Genomic DNA, 17,054 nt, shown 5'->3' with positions numbered 1-17,054 from the left:
GAAAACGCTGTTCCTGCGTCTCCCTCGTTACACGTACTATGGGAGCGTGCCTTTGTAACTTTTGTCGCTATTCGAAGAGGTGTTCCAGTTACCGTTGAATACTTTGTGGATTGGTGTTTCAACCCATACGACAAATAGGGCAGGGTACTCCGTCCAACATGATTTCGAGAGAACTATCCAGAACGAAAGGACAGGTCGGTTATCCAACCACGCAATGTCCCGCTATTTCCGTGTCGCACTCGCCGATTGCAAACAGTCGACCGGCGTTCGAGTTGACGAAGACGAGTTCGTCCGCGACCGCCGGGATGCTCCGAGAATATCTGTTCCGTCCGAGCGCGAACTGCCCCTGCTTTTCGCCCGTCGTCGCATCGAGAACGAACAGTCGACCGTACACCGTTTTCCGCTGCTCGTAGCCGTTCAAGTAGACCGAATCTCCCGCGACGACGGGTGTCGTTCTGAGGTCAGTTCGTTGTTTTTCTGGCCCGCCGAACGTCCACACGCGCTCACCGGTTTCGACGCGACGAGCCACGAGGTTGAACTCCCCGACGTGATACACCAGTCCGTCGGCTACCGCGAAACCGGAATCCGCCCACCGCGGACCGGTTCGTTTGCGCCATAGCTCGTCCCCCGTTTGTCGGTCGAACGCCGCGAGGGAACGATGTTCTCCCGTCTGCTCGTAGAGTCGTAGAAACACCCGTCCGTCGGCGATGGTCGGGGTACCGTTCAACGGAAGCGACCGTCGCCACAGTTCGTCCCCCGTTCGTACGTCGAGCGCCACGAGTCGTTCGTTCGAACCCAGAAACGACACGTACACCACACCGTCCGCCTCCGACAGTTGCCACATCCCGTCGAGTTCGCGGAACTCGGTCCGCCAGCGTTCGCTCCCGTCGTCGGGGTCGATGCCGTATACCCCCTCGATTTCCCCTCGCTCGTCGTACGACGTGTTGTACGTTCCGACCACGACGACATCGTCCGTCACGATGGGCGACACCACGTCGGGCGTTTGCTGTGACTCGTAGAGGTTGTCGAACGTCCACCGAACGGTTCCGTCGGTTCCCACCGCCTTCAGTCCCGGTTTCGTCTGCACGTAAATCGTGTCGCCGTCGAGAACGAGCGAGTCGGACGCGTAGAAGTAGTAAAATTCGTCCGAGCGAAACAGTTCGGTTCTCCACCGCGATTCCCCGCTCCCCGCGTCGAACGCTTCGAGCCACACACCGCCTTCCCCAGACCCGCTCGTCATGCTTTCGCGCGAGTAGACGATGTAGACCAGCCCGTTTTCGACGACCGGCGAGGCCTGCAACGCGCCCCCGTCCGGACGGTCACGGTGCCACACTTCGTACAGCGAATTCGCGGGACCCTCGATCTTCGAGCGACCCGTATGGGCGTTGTCGATGGTATTGCGAAGCCACGTCCCGGTCGTCACGGGCGGGTCGAACGTCACGCACCCGGATAGCGCGGCGAGGGTGGTCCCGGCGGCGGCGAGAAACGAGCGTCGGTCGGAGGGCATCGTCGAATCGCTCTCGACCGTTCGGAATAAGTCTTCTCGAACTACGGCCACTTCACTCGTGGACCTCACCACTCCTTGCAGTCGGCACAGACCATTTCGTCGTCGTCGCGCCAGCGTTTCTCGACCGTGGACCCACAGCACGCACACGCCGCGCCCGTCGGCGTCCAATCGTACGTCGCTCTGGCGGGTTCCGATTCGGTTTCCGCCACCGATTCGTCGGCTTCGGGGGTCTCGGTCGATTCCTTCCGTTCCCTCGGTTCTTCCCCTTCTTCCGTTTCACTCGACTTGCCCGCCTTCCCGACGAAATCCGAGAGCGACCTATCCTCTGACACGTCCCCGCCTACGAAGCGCCCGGTCGTAAGCGTGACGGAGCATCCAAGTACCCCTAGTACGGAGTAGCCGACATGGCAGGAATCCTCTCCAACTTCACCGAAATGGCTCGGCTGTTCACCGACGTTGCGACGGCAACGTCGAACCCCATCCCGGCGCTGATGCTGCTCTTCGGAGCCATCTTCGTCGGCTTCTCCGTGCTGTTTTTCGCCTACTTGACGGTCGGCGGACTGGGGTCCGCGCTCATCTCCGACGTGCCCGGTCGAACGCCGCCGCAATAAGACTGACCGCCTTCTCGCGGTCCGGTCCGAGCGGCGACCCGGCGACGAAGCTGTCGGCGTAATCGAGGACGGCGGCGATTCGGTCGGTCACCGTCTCCGGCGTCCCGGCGATGCAGAAGGCGTCTATCATCGCGGGTGTCACCGCCTCGAACGCCGTGGAAAACTCGCCGTTCTCGATTCGCTCGCCGATTTCTCCCGCTACCTCGTGGTCGATTCCGTGTCTGCCGAGCACCGGTTCCGCCGTCCCACCCACGATGAACGCCACCGGCGGACGGGCGGCCTCGCGCGCTTCGTCCCCGTCTTCGGCCACGCTCACGCAGGCGTAGGCGGCGAAGTCGAACGCGCCCCGCTCGTCGGACCGCTCGGCCAGCCCTTCTTCGATTCGGTCGCTCGCCCAGTCGAAATCCCGAGGATGCGAGGCGTTGACTAACGCGCCGTCCGCGTGTTTCGCGCTCATCCGGAGCATGTGCGGACCCTGTGCGCCGACGTACACCGGAATCTCCCCGACGTCGTAGTTCAGCCCCGCGTCCCGTGCGGTGAACGTCCCCTCGTGGGTGACGCGCTCGCCCGCCCAGAGCCGCTGTGAGACCTTCATCGTCTCCAACACGCGCCGGAGCGGTCTGTCTCGGTCGATGCCGAGGTTCCGGAGCGTCGAACGGTCGCCCGCACCGACCCCCAACACCGCGCGTCCCCCGCTCACCTCGTCGAGGGTTGCGACCCGCGAGGCGAGCGTCACCGGATGGCTCTCGTAGGGGTTGACGACGCCCGGTCCGAGACGGATGTCCTCCGTCGCGTCGGCGACCCGCGAGAGGACGGTGAACGGGTCGCGGTTGTTGTAGTGACTGCTGGCGAACAGCGTGTCGAAGCCCTCCTCTTCGGCCCGTTCGCCGAGTGCGACCAGTTCGGAAACCGGGTCCTCCGGCGTGAGCTCAATCCCGCGCAAACTCCCACCCCCGGAGCGCCTGCCGGACGAAATCGCCGTCGACCGACCGGAACAGGTTGTCGCTTCCCTCGTGGTCCCCGAACTCCCAGTCGCGGACGACGACGACCGGCAGGCCGTCGTCTCCCTCGCCGCTCACGAGGTTCGCCGTCGAGGCGAGTTCGTCGACGACGGACTCGACGGTCACTTCGAGTTCGTGGCCGTCCCTGTCGCGTTCGCCCCGCCAGTCGCGGCTCGCGGGCAGTCCGTCCCACCCGATGGCGACACCGCGTTGGCCGTAGCGGAACGGCCTGCCGCAGGTGTCGGTGACGACGACGGGCACGTCGATGGAGAGTTCCGACCGAATCCGTGCGGCGCTCTCTCCCGGTCGTTTCGGGAGCAAGAGGAGGTCAGCATCGCCCGTGTTCGACCGGTCGATGCCCGCGTTGACGCCGATGTGACCGAACCGCGTCGCGGTCAACAGGAAGGGCGCTTCCATGACGAGTTCCGTGCTCTCTTCGAGGACGGCCTGTGCGAAGCGCGGGTCCTTCTCCTCGCCCGAAATATCCGACAGGCGACCCGCGATTTCCTCCGCTCGTGGACTCGCCGGGAAGTCGTCGAGCGTTGTGGTCCGCCCCTCGGCTTTCGAGACGATGGTACTCGCGACCAACAGCACGTCACCGGGTTCGAGGTCCACCCGTTCCTCGACGAGCGTAGCGATGTCGTCGCCGGGTTCGACCTCGGGAATCCCGGATACCGCGAAGACGTTCATGGCTGGCCGTTGGTGCGCGCCGATAAAAACCCGTCCGGAAGGTGCAAAACGGGTCAGCTTTCGTGTTTCCGGACGTCGATCTCTCCGTCCTCGACGGTTACGACGAACATCGTCGCCGTCTCCGCCGGGGCCGCTCCCGTGGCGCTCCCCGGATTCAACAGTCGGACGCCGTCGACGGTTTCGTCCGTCGGTTCGTGTGTGTGTCCCGCGACGCCGACGACGGACGCATCGGTCGGTCGGTTCGCCGAGGGCTCTCCCTCCTCGACCGTCTCCCGAACGATTCGTGTGACACGCTCCCTGTATCCCCGTTTCGGTCCCGTCCCGTGCGTGACGACGAACGTGACGCCGCCGAGTTCGAGGGTCGCCACCTCGGGCAGTCGAAGCGACGCCGGGTCCGTGTTCCCGCTGACGGCGGTGTAGTTTCCGTCGGTCAGTTCGTGGACCGACGCTAACGCGTCCGCCGAATCGAAATCCCCCGCGTGGACGGTGTGGTCCGCCCGCATGAGTCGGGTGCGAACCCAGTCGGGAATTCGATTCGCGCGTGACGGGATGTGCGTGTCGCTGATGACGGCGACCCGGAGCATGGCCGTGATTTCATCGCCCGGGTAGAAAAACGTTTGAGGGGTTCGTCGCAACGTTTTAGTTCTCGCTTCTGGACTCCATAGGTATGGTCGGTCGTTCGTCCCGACGCGACTTTCTCCGCGCTACCGGTCTCGGCCTGTCCATCGTCGGCGGTGGCTGTACCGACCTTCAGGCGCAGTCCCCGAAGCAACAGCCACGCTGGTCGGTCGAGTTCGGCGGAACCCCGGCGCGTGCCACGACGCTTGCCGAGGACGGCCTCGTCGTCGCGACGACGCTCACGGCAGACAGCGAACTCGGCCACCTTCGGTTCTCGGGCGAGTACGACCAACTCGTCGAACTGCCCCGAATCACGACGCCGCCGGTCGTCTTCGACCACGCCGCTCTCGTCGAGTCCGAAGGCATCATCCGTACCGTTCCGCTCGACGGCGGGGCCTCGACCCGGATTCGGACCGGTTACGTGGCGCTCGGTCGCTATCCGCCCATCGTTTCCGATTCCTCGATGTACGGAATCGCCTACAGCGACGAATTCGGGAAGTTCGTCGTCTTCGCCCTCGACGTGACCGCCGGACGAATCCGGTGGCTTCGCCCGTTCGGGACCCTTCGGGCGTCCGTCGCCACCGACGGCGAACGCGTCTTCGCGGCTTCCCCGTCCGGCGTCGTCAGGGCCTACTCGGCGGAAGACGGGGCGACGCTCTGGCGATGTGGCGTCGGGAACGACGCACGGTTGGCATACTCGGACGACGTCGTCGCCGTCGCCACGAGTAATGGCGTGGTCGCACTCGACGCGGACGACGGCGCGGAGCGGTGGCGAGCGGAGAGCGATTGGATAGCGTCCGTGGACGTCGTCCCCGAAATCACGGGTTCGACCGTTTACACCGTGATATCGCTCTACTCGAACTATCATCGAAGCGTGCTGGAAACGGAGACGTACCTCATCGCGTACCACCTCGACACCGGTGTGGAACGGTGGCGAACGCGCGTCAACTACGGGACCCCGCTGACCGTAACGGCGGACGGCGTCGCCGTCGAGTCGATGGAGGAAGTGGAAACGGACCGTGGCGACCGTGAGTTCCGCAACTATCTCACCGTGTTCGCTCCCGGCGGGCGACGGCTGGTCAAGTACGACCTGCCCGAACGAGCGACCATGCGGCCCGTCATCCGCGACGACGCGGTCATCGCCGGCTTCGGGAAGACCGTCGCTTCCTACGACCGCTGAGCCGTCGGGGCGTTCTTTCCTCGTTTCGCCCGAGGCTTCAACTGCCACTCTCCCGTCCGTTCTCGTATGGACGAAACGCACGTCGTCACCTGCTTTCTGCGCAACCGCGGGGAGGTGTTGCTCCTCCGGCGAAGCGAGGAGGTCGGGTCGTACTCCGGTAAGTGGGGCGGCGTCGCCGGACACGCGGAAGGCGACCCGGACGCGCTCGCACGCGAGGAAATCGAGGAGGAGACCGGACTGCTCTCGTCCTGTACCTTCCTCCGCGCTGGCGACCCGTTCGACGTGGACGACGACTCGCTCGACAAGCGATGGGTCGTCCACCCGTATCTCTTCGACTGTGCGAGTCGTGACGCGACCATCGACTGGGAGACGACCGAGACGGCGTGGGTTCCGCCGACCGAACTCCTTCGCCGCGAGACGGTGCCGGACCTGTGGACCTCCTACGACCGCGTCGCGCCGACGGTCGAATCCGTCGCCGAGGATACCGAACACGGGTCCGCGTACATCTCGGTCCGGGCGCTCGAAGTCCTCCGCGACCGGGCCGGATTGCGCGCGGTTCGCGGCGGCGACTGGGACGAACTGACCCACCTCGCGGCGAATCTCCTCGACGCCCGGACGAGCATGGCCGCGCTGGCGAACCGCGTGAACCGCATCATGGCCGACGCGAGCGACGACCGAACCCCCGAAGCGGTCGAACGCGCCGCAATCGACGGCGTCGAACGCGCCTACCGCGTGGACGAAGATGCGACGAGCAACGCCCGCCAGCGGGTCGCCGACGAAACGGTGCTGACGCTCTCGCGCTCCGGAACGGTGCTGGACGCGCTTCGCGCCGCAGACCGCGTGTTCGTCGCCGAATCCCGCCCCGCTCGCGAAGGCGTCGGCGTCGCGGAGTCGCTGGCCGACGCGACGGACGTGACGCTCCACACCGACGCCGCGATAGCGCACGTGCTGGCGACGGAGGACGTGGACCGGGTCGTCGTCGGAGCCGATTCCGTCCTCCCGAACGGCGACGTGGTGAACAAGACCGGAACCCGCGGAGCGGCAGCGGTGGCCGACGACGAGGGCGTGCCGGTGTTCGTCGCCACCGCGACGGACAAGGTTCGAACCGAGAACGACCCCGTGCTGGAAGAAGGCACCCCGGACGCGGTGTACGACGGCGACACGAACCTGTCGGTCCTGAATCCGACGTTCGACGTGACGCCCGCGAAGTTCGTCTCGGGCTACGTCACCGAACGCGGCGTTTTGGAGCGGGCGGACGTCGGCGCGGTGGCCGACGAACTGCGGGAATTGGCCGAGTGGGACGACTGACCGAACGCGCAAGAGTCAAACCACTCTGGTGGCTACTCCCGCTCGGGCGGCGGTGACGAAAGTTACCCCCTCCGAGCCCCTTGTGACGAGGATTTCTCCCGAGCCGCCCCTTCGATACGTTTCGAGAACCATCCCTCCCCGACTACACGCTCTCTAAAACGGCGACGGCCACCACGCCCGCGGTGAGCGTGGTCCGCGGAACCGCTCCGGGTCGCTCGATGTGCACGTCGTAGACTGTTTGCGGCGAGAGGCGTCCCGAAGCCGTCCCGATGTGTTCGCCGTTCGGTGCCGTGACGCGGAACGTGCGCGGGAACGGCGAGAGGACGTCAGCGACCGTGTTCAGCGCGCCGGCGATGCTCCGCCGGGAGGAAAGCTCGGCGATGGTCTCCCCGTTCGGCCGGTCGATGGTCCAGTGGTGGCGGCGAAAGTCCAACTCCTGTGAGAGGACGAGCTTCGTCTCGTCCGTCACCGCTTCCACGAGCGAGTACTCCCCCGCGATGTCGAAGGTTTGCCCCGAATCGACGCAAAAGACGTGGTCCCCGTCGGCGTCCTGAAACGGAAAGGTGGCCCGGCCTTCCGATACCTTGCGTTCGGTCGTGAGCAGCGTCTCCCCGTCCGTGTCCGTGACCCGGAACTCCTCGCGGAGGAGGTGTTTCCGGACCGTACACTCCCTCTCCCCGAACGACCACCCGCCGATGTCGCCGCGTCCCATCATTGCGCCCGCTTTCCCGCCGAACCGACAGTAAACTACCGATGCCGTGTAGGGCAATCGACACCGACTTCCCCCTTCCGAAGATTCATTCCGAAGCCGCGGATACCACTCTCCATGGAGATTTCACACCTCGGAATTCACGAGTCGGTCGGTGCCGTCTTCCCGCCGGAGCAGTTGCGCGAGGGCCTCTCCGCGCTCGACCCGACGGTCGTCGTCGTAGCGGACGGGGACGACGCGCTCGCGGACTGTGACGCGCTCGTTACGTTCGCCCACCGGGACGCCTTCCTCGACGCCGACCTCGAATGGGTGCACTCGATTCAGGCGGGCTACGACCGATTCCCGCTCTACGAGTTCGAGGACGAGGGAATCGTTCTGACGAACAGCACGGGGATTCACGGCACGAGCGTCGGCGAGACGGTGTTGGGAATCATGCTCGAAATCGCCCGTCGCCTCCACAGATTCACCCGTCAGCAGGTCGCTCACGAGTGGAACCGTCCCGAATGGGACGAACCGTTCACGCTCCAGCACGAGTCGATTTGCGTGGTCGGTCTCGGCACCCTCGGACGGGGCATCGCCAAGCGTGCTGACGCCATCGGCATGCACGTCACGGGCGTCCGTCGCTCCGCCGAATCGGTCCCGCACGTTCGGACGGTGTACGCGAACGACGACCTCCACGAGGCCGTCTCGAACGCTCGGTTCGTCGCGCTGGCGACGCCGCTCACGGCGGAGACGGAAGGACTGATGGGTGAAGCGGAGTTCGACGCCATGCGCAACGACGCCTACTTCATCAACGTGGCCCGCGGCGACTGTGCCGACCAAGACGCCTTGGTCGCGGCGTTGCAGGACGACGAAATAGCGGGTGCCGCCCTCGACGTGTTCGAGGAGGAACCGCTCCCCGAGGACTCCCCGCTGTGGGACATGGACGACGTCATCGTCACGCCCCACGCCGCCGCGGCGGAGGTGGATTACTACCGACACATCGCGGAACTCGTCCGGGAGAACACACAGCACATCGACGCCGACGAGGAACTCATCAATCGGGTCGTGTAGACGCTCGGCTCCGGTTTGGACTCTGGCGATTCGACCGAGTCACACGACGATTACCGAACTTCGTCCGAACGTACTGTGGATTTTGTGGATAATCGCCGCCGCTCTTTGACAGTTGGTAACATCTAACATCGTCGGTGAAGTAGGGAAACTAGCGCCCGCTGCGATGGTGATTCGGACGCGAACGGCGTCCGAATGGGCGCGACAGGAGGGGGACACAATGGCAACGACGGCAAAAGACGCTGATGAAACGACCGTCGAACGATTTCGGGAGGGTCTTCGAGGAACGTTGATTCGGCCGGACGACCCGGAGTTCGACGACGCGCGCACGATTTACAACGCGATGATAGACAAACGACCCGGACTCATCGTCCGGTGTGCCAACGTCGGGGACGTCATCGCGGCCGTGACCTTCGCCCGCGAACAGGACTTCGATGTCGCCATCCGAAGCGGAGGTCACAGCGGTCCCGGTTTAGGGTTGGTGGACGACGGATTGGTCATCGACCTGTCGGACATGACGGGCATCCGCGTGGACCCGGACGCGAAGACCGTGCGAGTCGAACCGGGATGCACGTGGGGTGACGTCGATTCCGTAACTCACGCGTTCGGCCTCGCAACTGTGAGCGGAATCATCTCGACGACCGGCGTCAGCGGCCTCACGCTCGGCGGTGGACACGGCTATCTGACCCGGAAGTACGGGCTGACCATCGACAACCTGCTGAGCGCGGACGTCGTGCTCGCCGATGGACGACTGGTCCATGCGAGCGAAGACGTGAACGAGGACCTGTTCTGGGCGCTTCGGGGCGGTGGCGGCAACTTCGGCGTGGTCGTCTCGTTCGAATACGAGTTGCACCCGGTTGAGACGGTGGTCGCGGGGCCGCTGTTCTGGCCGATATCGGAACTGGAAACGACGATGCGCTGGTATCGTGAGTGGCTCCCGCAGGCCCCGGAGGACGTGTACGCGTTCTACCTCATTGTCGAGGTTCCGGGGGAACCATTCCCGGAAGAACTCCACGGTGAGAACGTGTGCGGACTGATGTGGTGCAGTCTGGGGTCGGAGGCTGAAACCGATGCGGCGCTTCAGTCGGCCCGCGACGCCGCAGAACCGTTGTTCGAGCACGTCGGGTCGATGCCCTATCCGGCGGTTCAGAGCATGTTCGACGACCTCTACCCGCCGGGCGACCAGTGGTACTGGAAGGGCGATTACGTGCGTGAGTTGACCGACGACGCCATCGCCGTCCACGAGCGTTTCGGCGAGGTGCCGACCCCGCAGTCGACGATGCACCTCTATCCCATCGACGGGGCGGTCCACGACGTTGCGCCGGACGAGACCGCGTGGAGCGTTCGCGACGCGATGTGGTCGATGGTCATCGTCGGCGTCGATGGCGACCCGGCGAACGACGAGAAGATCACCAAGTGGGCCCGCGACTACTGGGATGCGCTCCACCCGCACACGGCCGGTGGGTCGTATATCAACTTCATGATGGAGGAAGGTGAGGACCGGATTCAGGCCAGTTACGGCGACAACTACGAGCGGTTGCGTGCAGTCAAGGCGACGTACGACCCCGACAACTTCTTCCACGTGAACCAGAACATCGAACCGGCGAACTGAGAGTCGGGGGAACCGTTTCCCTCGTTTACGTTCCTACTCCTATCCGACGAACGCTACCTCGACCCGACGAAGCGCATCGCGCCCTCGGCGACGATTCGTGCCGTCTCGACCACCTCGTCGGTGTAGACGAACTCGCCCGCACCGTGGATGTTCTCGCCGTCCGGGCCGACGATGACGGTCGGCAGGCCCGCCCGGTCGCCGAGGTAGTTGAAGTCGCCGACGCTGGCGAAGTAGCCGAACTCCGGTTCGACGCCCGCGACGGAGTCCGTCGCGCCGACGAGCGACGTCACGAGGTCGTGGTCCTCGGGCGTGACGTAGGGACCGTATTTGATGCCGGGGTTCGGCGACTCGCGGAACCCGATTTCCACCTCGCTTTCGATGTCGAGGTCCGCGACGGTCTCTTCAGCCTGTTCGCGTACTTTCTCCTCCGTTTCGCCGATGACGACGTGGCGGTCGACCATGATGTGTGCTCGTTCGGGAACCGAGAGCGTCTGGCTGCCACCCTCCAGCAGGAGCGGACAGACCGACCCGTCGCCGAGTTTCGGGTGGCTTCCGACGTCGAGGTTCGAGAGCGCGTCGGCGACCTTTCCGGCGTCCACGACGGCGTTGATTCCCTTGTGGGGTTGCGACCCGTGGGCCGCGTGGCCCTTGACTTCGATGTCGTAGAGAAAGCGCCCCCGAGCGCCGAGGAGGAGCGCGGGATTCTCGATGTCCTCCTCCTGTGCGAGAATCGGCCCCGGTTCGGTCACGATGGCGGCGTCGTACTCGTCGGTGTAGCCGTCGCGGATGAGGCGGTCGGTGCCGAGTCCGTACGGTCCTTCCTCGTCCACCACGGCGGAGAGGACGACGTCGCCCGCGAGGTCCACGTCCGATTTCGCCAGCGCTTCGAAGGCGACCATGACCGCTGCGAGGCCGCCTTTCATGTCGCAGGCCCCCTGTCCGTACAGTTTGCCGTCCTCGATTCGTCCCGAGCAGGGGTCTTCCTCCCAGTCTTCGACCAACAACACGGTGTCCATGTGTGCGTTGAGCAGGAGCGTAGGTGCGTCGGGGTCGGTCCCGTCCAGCCGAGCGAGGACGTTGTCGCCCTCGTACTCCGTGATGTTCGGCTCGCTGACGTGGTGGTACTCGGGGTCGAGGCCGCGCGAATCCAGCCAGTCGTACACGAACTCGCTCAGTTCGTGTTCCTCGAAGTACGGCGACGGAATCCGTACCATCTCTTGGAGGAGGGAGATGGTTTCGTCCGGGTCGATTCGCGCGCGTTCCGCGGGTTCAGTCATCCGAGGTCACATCTCCGATTGTCGGGTCGTGGTCGTCGCTCGACACGCCCGGAAGCGTGTCGAGAATCGCACCGACGTCGGTTCCGCGCCGGTTGCCGAGTCGCCAGTAGACGGCGAAGATGCCGAGGCCGACGACCATCCACGGGAGGTAGATGCGGAGCGTCGGCGCGGCCTCGAACGCGGTCCAGTACGCACTGACGAGCGGGATGTCTCCGGCGAACGGCGACCCGAAGAAGTCCGCGAACGCGCCCGGTAGTCCGCCGAAGTTCGCGGCCTTCGTCAACAGTCCGACTGCACCGAGCGCCGCCACGACGCCCGTGACGGGGGTGAGCCAGCCGTAGTCGAAGCCCGCCTGTTCCACGAGGTCCGGACGCGACGCCCGGACGTACAGCAGGGTCAGCGAGACGGTGGCGTACGCGATGAGGTAGCTGAACGTGGCGATGACGATGGCCTCGTCGAGTCCGTCGCTCCAGAAGGTCAGCGCGGCGGCGACGACGTACAGCGTGGCGAGCGAGTAGTGCGGCGTGCCGAACCGCTGGCTCACCGCGGAGAACTGCTTCGGGAACACCTCGTCCCACGACCACGAGTAGGGCATCTTGATGCCCGCCGCCATCACCGCGTGGACGCTGGAGGCCGTCGCGAGCAGGCCGCCGAACGCGACGACTGCGGTGGCACTCCCGCCGAGGAACGATTCCGCTGCCGTCGCGAGCGGGCGCTCGGAGTTCGCCAGCACGGTGTAATCGCCGACGACGCCGTAGATGACGGCGGCCGTCCAGACGTAGAGGACGACGAGGAGGAGCGTCCCGCCGACCATCGCCAGTGGGAGGTTCTTGGACGGATTTTTGACTTCGGCGCCCATCTGTCCCGCGACGGCGATGCCGATGTACGCGTAGAATAGCGGGACGGCGGCTTGGATGAATCCGCTCCGGCCGCCGGTGAAGAACGGCCGGTAGTTGTCCGGGCTGACGTGGAACGACCCCGGAATGACGAGGACGAGGATGGCCAGCATCAACACCGCCATGATGGCGTTCTGCGAGAGGCTGTACTCCTTCGTGCCGACGAGGTTGACGAGGAAGAGGACGGTGAGGAGCGCGAAGCCCGCGATTTTCGGGTCGATGCCGGGGTAGAACACTTGGAGATAGCTGCCGAAGCCGAGCGCGAGCACGGCGTCGGCGGCCATGTACCCCAACCACTTCGACCACGTGACGATGAAGCCCGGAAGCCGACTGTCGAACGTCCGCGAGATGTAAGCGTACGACCCGGCGGCCGCCGGGAAGATGGTCGCCATCCAACTGTAGTTCACCGCGATGGCCATCGCCAGCAGTCCGGAGAGGATGACCACGAGGATGACGCTCGGTCCGGTCGTGGAACTCGCCGTTCCGAGCGTGACGAACAACCCGGCACCGAGTGTCCCCGCGACGACGGTGCTCATCGCCCCGAACAGGCCCATGTCCCGCGAAAGGCTATTGCTGTCTTTGTCGTGTGATGATGACATATGATGACATACCTCTATGTTCCCGCTTAGTCCCCGTCCCTAGCATGTGCGGTGTGACGACTTCGAAGGGTTTGGATTTCGGTGATGGGTGCAACTTCTCGTCTCTCTGCAAGTGCAACAACTACGAGGAAGACCTCGAAAGCCCCCGACCGCTCGCGACGAGGTGGAGTCGGTTTTTCTATGACTGCAAATACAGACGTCAATGAAACCGCAACCGCACCGCGACAGCCACACCCTCCCCAGCCGATTCCTCCCCTCGTCGCTATCGCTCCTCGGTCGTCATCCCTCGCGCGAACTATGTCGGGGCGATGCGGCCAATATGGCCACATCGCCCGTCAGCACGCGCCACGGGGTAAAGACGAATTGCGCGATACGGACGGACCAACCGCCGTGGCGCGTGCGCCAGCAGACCCGAGGCCATCTCGGTCAATTACCCCGTTACTGACTCGTAGAGACGATTTCGACCACGGAACGGTGGTCCAACTCGGAACTGCTTCCGATTTGCCGCTTGCTCCGGCAGTCGATGCCGTGGAGGAAGCCGTCGCCGATGTCGCTGTGCAGGTGGTAGGCGAAGTCCTCCGCCGTCGAACCGCCGGGGAGGAGGAAGCAGTCGCGGAAGACGCCCTTCTCGCTGGCGCTGCCGTTGGCAGACCCGGGGAAGACGGCGATGAGGTCGAGTTCGTCGAACAGCGCGGCTTCGAGGGCGCGCTGGACGCCAGTGCCGTCGAACTCGTTGGTGAACTCCCGAATCTGGGCGAGGCCCTCTTCCTGTTCCTCGCTCACGTCGCCCGTGATTTCGAAGTCAGAATCGCCCGCGTCGTAGTCGATGACTCCCTGTTTGGCGGCGTTCTTGAGCGCCTTTTCGGCGTGGGCGCTGGCGGGGATGATGGTCAGGTGTTCGTACTCGGGGTCCGAGGTTATCTCCTCGTAGTTTTCCTGCGCCGCGGGGGTGTCCATCTTGTTCGCCGCGATGACCATCGGTTTGGTGCGCTTGCGGATTTCGCGGGCGAGAGCCTCGCGGTCCTCGTCCTCCCACGTCTCGGGGTCGAGGTCCAGACCGAGCGAGAGGATGACCTGCTTTATCTCGTCCTTGTTCGTCTTGAACGCCGACATCTGCTCGGCGAGGTCCTCCTCGACGTGTTTCTCCTCCCCGGCGTAGCCCGAGCGGAAGCGCTCGATGCCCTTCTCCAGGACTTCGAGGTACCACATGTCGAGTTCGTTTTCGAGGAAGTCGATGTCGTCCCGTGGGTCGTGGCCCTCGGTCTGTTCGCCCTCGATGTCGGTCATCCCGGAGAAGTCCACGACGTGGACCAACACGTCGGCCTCGTTCAGGTCCGAGAGGAACTGGTTGCCGAGGCCCTTGCCTTCGTGTGCGCCGGGGATGAGTCCGGCCACGTCCACGAGTTTCGTCGGGACGTAGCGCGTTCCTTCCTCGCAAAATCCGACGCTGGGCGTGCAGGATTCGTCGAACTCGGGCGCGGCACAGTCCACGCGGGCGTAGGCCTCGCCGATGGACGGGTCGATGGTCGTGAAGGGGTAGGCACCTTCCGGCACGTCGTTCATCGTCGCGGCGTTGAAGAAGGTCGATTTCCCCACGGAGGGTTTCCCGACCAAGCCGATTTTGTAACTCATTAGGCCGGATTGGGAGATTCGAGGCTAAAGGGGTTTTCAAACGTTGACACGACTGTCGGATGATACCGAATCACTCGGAGTCACCCGATGAGACTGCCGAGTTATTCGATTCCGTTCGGGACGACGCCGTGACCCGGTCCGGAGATGTCGATGGTCGGTCCTCCGTCCGTCGGAACCACGTCCTCCGCGATGAGGAGGTTGCCGTCCAAATCGACGTGCGAGAACGACCCGAGTCCGGAGACGAGGTGGGCGCTGGTGTGAATTCCGACGGCGCTTTCGAGCATGCATCCCACCATCAACTCGACGTTCGCGGCTTCGGCGATGGAGGCGATGTCCCGCGCGGCGAGGAGTCCCGACTTACCGAGTTTCACGTTTATCACGTCCGCCGCCTCCTCGCGGACGATTCGAATCGCGTCCTCGGGTGTGAACACCGCTTCGTCGGCCGCGACGGGAACCGACACGGCGTCTCGCGCTCGCGCGAGTCCGACCACGTCCGTCGCGGGGGTCGGCTGTTCGACCAGCGAGAGCGGAATCCCACGCGATTCGAGTTCGTCCACGAACGCGACGGTTTCCTTGGGCGTCCACCCTTGATTCGCGTCCACCGTCAGTTCAGCGTCGGGTGCGCCCTCGTGAACGGCGGCGACGCGGGCGACGTCGTCCGCGACGGTCGTTCCCGTTTTTACTTTCAGGTTGTCGAACCCGCGTTCAGCGGCCCTCGCCGCGCCGTCCCGCGCCGCCTCCGGCGGCATGATGGCGATAGTGAAATCGGTCGTCACGGGGTCCGGCGAACCGCCGAACAGTTCCGAGAGGGCCATCCTCCGCTCGCGGCAGTAGGCGTCGAGAATCGCGGTTTCGACCGCGAACAGCGCCGACACCATGCCCGGAAACGTCTCCCGAACCTCGGCGACGAGGCTGCGATAATCGGCGAGCAACTTCCCTTCCAGCAAGGTCGTCACGGCACGAGCGGTCGCGAGCGCCGCCTCCTGCGTCTCACCCGTCACCGGCGACAGGGGTGAGCCTTCGCCGTAGCCGGTCACGTTCTCGGTTTCGACCGTCACCAGCACGTTGCTCGCACGATGTTGCGTGCCGAGCGAGATTTCGAACGGTTCGTGCAGCGGCAGGTCGAGCGGTTCGACCGTCGCGTGTTCGATTCGCATCACAGCGCCTCGCGGACCGTCGCGAGGAGGTCGTCCGCTCCCCCTTCGTCGTAGACGTTGGCCGCCGGAACGGAGTAGTCGATTTCAGCGGGGTCGGCCCACGTCGAGACGGCGGCGACCGTCGCGTCCGAGAGTTCTTCCACGAGGTGGCGTTCGGCCTCCACGCCCGCGACCGGCCACTGGTGGAAGTGGGTCCGGCTGTCACGGTCGGGGTCGTCGACCAATACGACCGCGTCGGGCCACGCGCCGTGGAGGAGTCCGAGCGTGACGCTCGAATAGGCGCGATGCGTGAGCGACGCTTGGCCCTCCACGAAGACGATGTCGTGGTCCTCGGCGACGGCGGACACGAGGTCTTCGACGACGCCCGCGGTGAAGTCCGCCGGAACGCGGTCGATGACGACGCCGCGGTGCGCGCCGACCATGATTCCCGTTTGTCCGGTCGCGACCCACCCGGCGTTCAGTCCGGCGCGCTTGGCGGCCCGATAGAGTTCGAACGTCGTGGTTCGTTTGCCGACCGCACAGTCCGTCCCGGCGGTCAACACGATTTGTGCGTCCGCCTCGTCCACGCTGCCGTCGCCGACACGGAGGTCCTCCTCACCCGGCGGCTTTCGCACGTCGAAGAGGGTGGCGTCGTGTTCGTCAGCGAGGCGCTTCCACCGGTCCTGTTCGGAGAGGAAGACGTGCAGTCCGGAGACGATGTCTATCCCCGCGCGGATGGCTTCCTCGATGTCGTTCACCCATTCGTCGGGCAGTTCGCCACCCGCGGGAGCGACCCCGATGACGAGTGCTTCGGCGTCGGGAGCGCGTTCGAGCGCGTCCTCGGTCGAGGAGACTATCGGAACGTCGGCGACGTCCGCACGTCCGAGAACCTCGCTCGCCGCTTCGTCGGTGTGTGTCGAGTCGATGACGGCCTGCGCGTCGAACAGTTCGCTGTGCATGACGACACCGTTTGCCGTTTTTCCGTCCATCGTTCCGAACGCCCCCTCGGCGAGAACGAGTGCTGGCGCGGGGGCGTCGAACGCGTCCCGGAGATTCATGTGCTACACAGGCGCATTGTCAATCAAAACAATGCCCCCTTTCATAGAAGGGTGGCCGACGCCCCGTCTCGATTTTGACACGAATGTCTGACAGGCACTGTCTAGATAAGGACGAGCAGGTCGAAGAGCTAGTTGTTCATGCTACTCTCAAACCTGCTCAGAGAGAGTTT

Annotated in this window: 17 protein-coding genes; 6 read left to right on the top strand and 11 right to left on the bottom strand. The window is 64.8% G+C overall.

Annotation, left to right across the window (positions count from 1 at the left end; all coding sequences use genetic code 11):
- Positions 1–199: 199 nt before the first annotated feature.
- Both AC1XDK_RS21085 and AC1XDK_RS21080 read right to left on the bottom strand, forming a co-directional pair.
- Complete coding sequence (locus tag AC1XDK_RS21085; protein WP_483351948.1) at positions 200–1,507, bottom strand: PQQ-binding-like beta-propeller repeat protein; 1,308 nt, start codon at positions 1,505–1,507, stop codon at positions 200–202.
- A 65-nt stretch (positions 1,508–1,572) separates the two neighbouring features.
- Positions 1,573–1,839, bottom strand: a complete 267-nt coding sequence (locus AC1XDK_RS21080) for a DUF7573 domain-containing protein (protein ID WP_483351947.1) — start codon at positions 1,837–1,839, stop codon at positions 1,573–1,575.
- Positions 1,840–1,911: 72 nt separating this feature from the next.
- Here AC1XDK_RS21080 and AC1XDK_RS21075 point away from each other — a divergent pair, with 72 nt between their 5' ends.
- Positions 1,912–2,118 carry a DUF8024 family protein gene (locus AC1XDK_RS21075; RefSeq protein ID WP_483351946.1) on the top strand — a complete coding sequence of 69 codons (207 nt, stop codon included), beginning with the start codon at positions 1,912–1,914 and terminating at the stop codon, positions 2,116–2,118.
- Here the strand turns inward: AC1XDK_RS21075 and AC1XDK_RS21070 are convergent.
- Genes AC1XDK_RS21070 through AC1XDK_RS21060 form a run of 3 tightly spaced genes read right to left on the bottom strand, consistent with a single transcriptional unit; the run spans position 2,081 to position 4,393 of the window.
- On the bottom strand, positions 2,081–3,061 hold the full coding sequence (locus AC1XDK_RS21070; RefSeq protein ID WP_483351945.1) for a 5,10-methylenetetrahydromethanopterin reductase: 981 nt from the start codon (positions 3,059–3,061) through the stop codon (positions 2,081–2,083). The genes AC1XDK_RS21075 and AC1XDK_RS21070 overlap by 38 nt on opposite strands.
- Positions 3,048–3,809, bottom strand: coding sequence for a coenzyme F420-0:L-glutamate ligase (locus AC1XDK_RS21065; RefSeq protein ID WP_483351944.1), 762 nt, complete (start codon positions 3,807–3,809; stop codon positions 3,048–3,050). Before AC1XDK_RS21065 ends, AC1XDK_RS21070 begins: the two co-directional genes overlap by 14 nt.
- Positions 3,810–3,862: 53 nt before the next feature.
- Complete coding sequence (locus AC1XDK_RS21060; protein ID WP_483351943.1) at positions 3,863–4,393, bottom strand: metallophosphoesterase family protein; 531 nt, start codon at positions 4,391–4,393, stop codon at positions 3,863–3,865.
- 83 nt (positions 4,394–4,476) lie between these two features.
- Between AC1XDK_RS21060 and AC1XDK_RS21055 the strand changes: the two genes are divergently transcribed.
- Positions 4,477–5,607 carry an outer membrane protein assembly factor BamB family protein gene (locus tag AC1XDK_RS21055; protein WP_483351942.1) on the top strand — a complete coding sequence of 377 codons (1,131 nt, stop codon included), beginning with the start codon at positions 4,477–4,479 and terminating at the stop codon, positions 5,605–5,607.
- 66 nt (positions 5,608–5,673) lie between these two features.
- A complete protein-coding gene (locus AC1XDK_RS21050) occupies positions 5,674–6,915 on the top strand; it encodes an eIF2B alpha/beta/delta subunit family protein (RefSeq protein WP_483351941.1) in 1,242 nt (413 codons plus the stop codon).
- A 142-nt stretch (positions 6,916–7,057) separates the two neighbouring features.
- Here AC1XDK_RS21050 and AC1XDK_RS21045 read toward each other — a convergent pair whose 3' ends face one another.
- Positions 7,058–7,684 carry an LURP-one-related/scramblase family protein gene (locus tag AC1XDK_RS21045; protein ID WP_483351940.1) on the bottom strand — a complete coding sequence of 209 codons (627 nt, stop codon included), beginning with the start codon at positions 7,682–7,684 and terminating at the stop codon, positions 7,058–7,060.
- Positions 7,685–7,741: 57 nt separating this feature from the next.
- Here AC1XDK_RS21045 and ddh point away from each other — a divergent pair, with 57 nt between their 5' ends.
- Both ddh and AC1XDK_RS21035 read left to right on the top strand, forming a co-directional pair.
- Positions 7,742–8,677, top strand: coding sequence for a D-2-hydroxyacid dehydrogenase (gene ddh, locus AC1XDK_RS21040; RefSeq protein WP_483351939.1), 936 nt, complete (start codon positions 7,742–7,744; stop codon positions 8,675–8,677).
- Between the two features lie 217 nt (positions 8,678–8,894).
- Positions 8,895–10,286: an FAD-binding oxidoreductase gene (locus tag AC1XDK_RS21035; protein WP_483351938.1), complete on the top strand. Its 1,392-nt coding sequence runs from the start codon at positions 8,895–8,897 to the stop codon at positions 10,284–10,286.
- Between the two features lie 53 nt (positions 10,287–10,339).
- Here AC1XDK_RS21035 and AC1XDK_RS21030 read toward each other — a convergent pair whose 3' ends face one another.
- Positions 10,340–11,563 carry a M20 family metallopeptidase gene (locus AC1XDK_RS21030; RefSeq protein ID WP_483351937.1) on the bottom strand — a complete coding sequence of 408 codons (1,224 nt, stop codon included), beginning with the start codon at positions 11,561–11,563 and terminating at the stop codon, positions 10,340–10,342.
- On the bottom strand, positions 11,556–13,058 hold the full coding sequence (locus AC1XDK_RS21025) for an APC family permease (RefSeq protein WP_483351936.1): 1,503 nt from the start codon (positions 13,056–13,058) through the stop codon (positions 11,556–11,558). Before AC1XDK_RS21025 ends, AC1XDK_RS21030 begins: the two co-directional genes overlap by 8 nt.
- A gap of 202 nt (positions 13,059–13,260) precedes the next feature.
- On the opposite strand from AC1XDK_RS21025, the gene AC1XDK_RS21020 reads away from it, so the two are divergent.
- A complete protein-coding gene (locus AC1XDK_RS21020; RefSeq protein WP_483351935.1) occupies positions 13,261–13,503 on the top strand; it encodes a hypothetical protein in 243 nt (80 codons plus the stop codon).
- On the opposite strand, the gene AC1XDK_RS21015 is transcribed toward AC1XDK_RS21020, so the two are convergent.
- The 3 genes from AC1XDK_RS21015 to AC1XDK_RS21005 all read right to left on the bottom strand — a co-directional run bounded on the left by AC1XDK_RS21015 (position 13,497) and on the right by AC1XDK_RS21005 (position 16,884).
- Positions 13,497–14,690 (bottom strand): redox-regulated ATPase YchF, encoded by a 1,194-nt coding sequence (locus AC1XDK_RS21015; RefSeq protein ID WP_483351934.1) that lies wholly within the window; start codon positions 14,688–14,690, stop codon positions 13,497–13,499. The genes AC1XDK_RS21020 and AC1XDK_RS21015 overlap by 7 nt on opposite strands.
- Positions 14,691–14,791: 101 nt before the next feature.
- Positions 14,792–15,847, bottom strand: coding sequence for a dipeptide epimerase (locus tag AC1XDK_RS21010; RefSeq protein ID WP_483351933.1), 1,056 nt, complete (start codon positions 15,845–15,847; stop codon positions 14,792–14,794).
- Positions 15,847–16,884, bottom strand: coding sequence for an N-acetyltransferase DgcN family protein (locus AC1XDK_RS21005; protein ID WP_483351932.1), 1,038 nt, complete (start codon positions 16,882–16,884; stop codon positions 15,847–15,849). The genes AC1XDK_RS21010 and AC1XDK_RS21005 overlap by 1 nt, the downstream gene beginning before the upstream one ends.
- Between the last annotated feature and the right edge of the window lie 170 nt (positions 16,885–17,054).

This window comes from Haladaptatus sp. HS23, assembly GCF_056892285.1.
The sequence above is the reverse complement of the archived record's forward strand: the minus strand, read 5'-3'. Positions and strand labels throughout refer to the sequence as shown.

What these genes read in the sequence shown, in the direction of transcription:
- AC1XDK_RS21065 (WP_483351944.1), bottom strand. Translation starts at nt 3,809, where the DNA reads ATGAACGTCTTCGCGGTATCCGGGATTCCCGAGGTCGAACCCGGCGAC.
- AC1XDK_RS21015 (WP_483351934.1), bottom strand. Translation starts at nt 14,690, where the DNA reads ATGAGTTACAAAATCGGCTTGGTCGGGAAACCCTCCGTGGGGAAATCG.
- ddh (WP_483351939.1), top strand. Translation starts at nt 7,742, where the DNA reads ATGGAGATTTCACACCTCGGAATTCACGAGTCGGTCGGTGCCGTCTTC.
- AC1XDK_RS21005 (WP_483351932.1), bottom strand. Translation starts at nt 16,884, where the DNA reads ATGAATCTCCGGGACGCGTTCGACGCCCCCGCGCCAGCACTCGTTCTC.
- AC1XDK_RS21085 (WP_483351948.1), bottom strand. Translation starts at nt 1,507, where the DNA reads ATGCCCTCCGACCGACGCTCGTTTCTCGCCGCCGCCGGGACCACCCTC.
- AC1XDK_RS21050 (WP_483351941.1), top strand. Translation starts at nt 5,674, where the DNA reads ATGGACGAAACGCACGTCGTCACCTGCTTTCTGCGCAACCGCGGGGAG.
- AC1XDK_RS21075 (WP_483351946.1), top strand. Translation starts at nt 1,912, where the DNA reads ATGGCAGGAATCCTCTCCAACTTCACCGAAATGGCTCGGCTGTTCACC.
- AC1XDK_RS21025 (WP_483351936.1), bottom strand. Translation starts at nt 13,058, where the DNA reads ATGTCATCATCACACGACAAAGACAGCAATAGCCTTTCGCGGGACATG.
- AC1XDK_RS21055 (WP_483351942.1), top strand. Translation starts at nt 4,477, where the DNA reads ATGGTCGGTCGTTCGTCCCGACGCGACTTTCTCCGCGCTACCGGTCTC.
- AC1XDK_RS21030 (WP_483351937.1), bottom strand. Translation starts at nt 11,563, where the DNA reads ATGACTGAACCCGCGGAACGCGCGCGAATCGACCCGGACGAAACCATC.
- AC1XDK_RS21035 (WP_483351938.1), top strand. Translation starts at nt 8,895, where the DNA reads ATGGCAACGACGGCAAAAGACGCTGATGAAACGACCGTCGAACGATTT.
- AC1XDK_RS21060 (WP_483351943.1), bottom strand. Translation starts at nt 4,393, where the DNA reads ATGCTCCGGGTCGCCGTCATCAGCGACACGCACATCCCGTCACGCGCG.
- AC1XDK_RS21010 (WP_483351933.1), bottom strand. Translation starts at nt 15,847, where the DNA reads ATGCGAATCGAACACGCGACGGTCGAACCGCTCGACCTGCCGCTGCAC.
- AC1XDK_RS21020 (WP_483351935.1), top strand. Translation starts at nt 13,261, where the DNA reads ATGAAACCGCAACCGCACCGCGACAGCCACACCCTCCCCAGCCGATTC.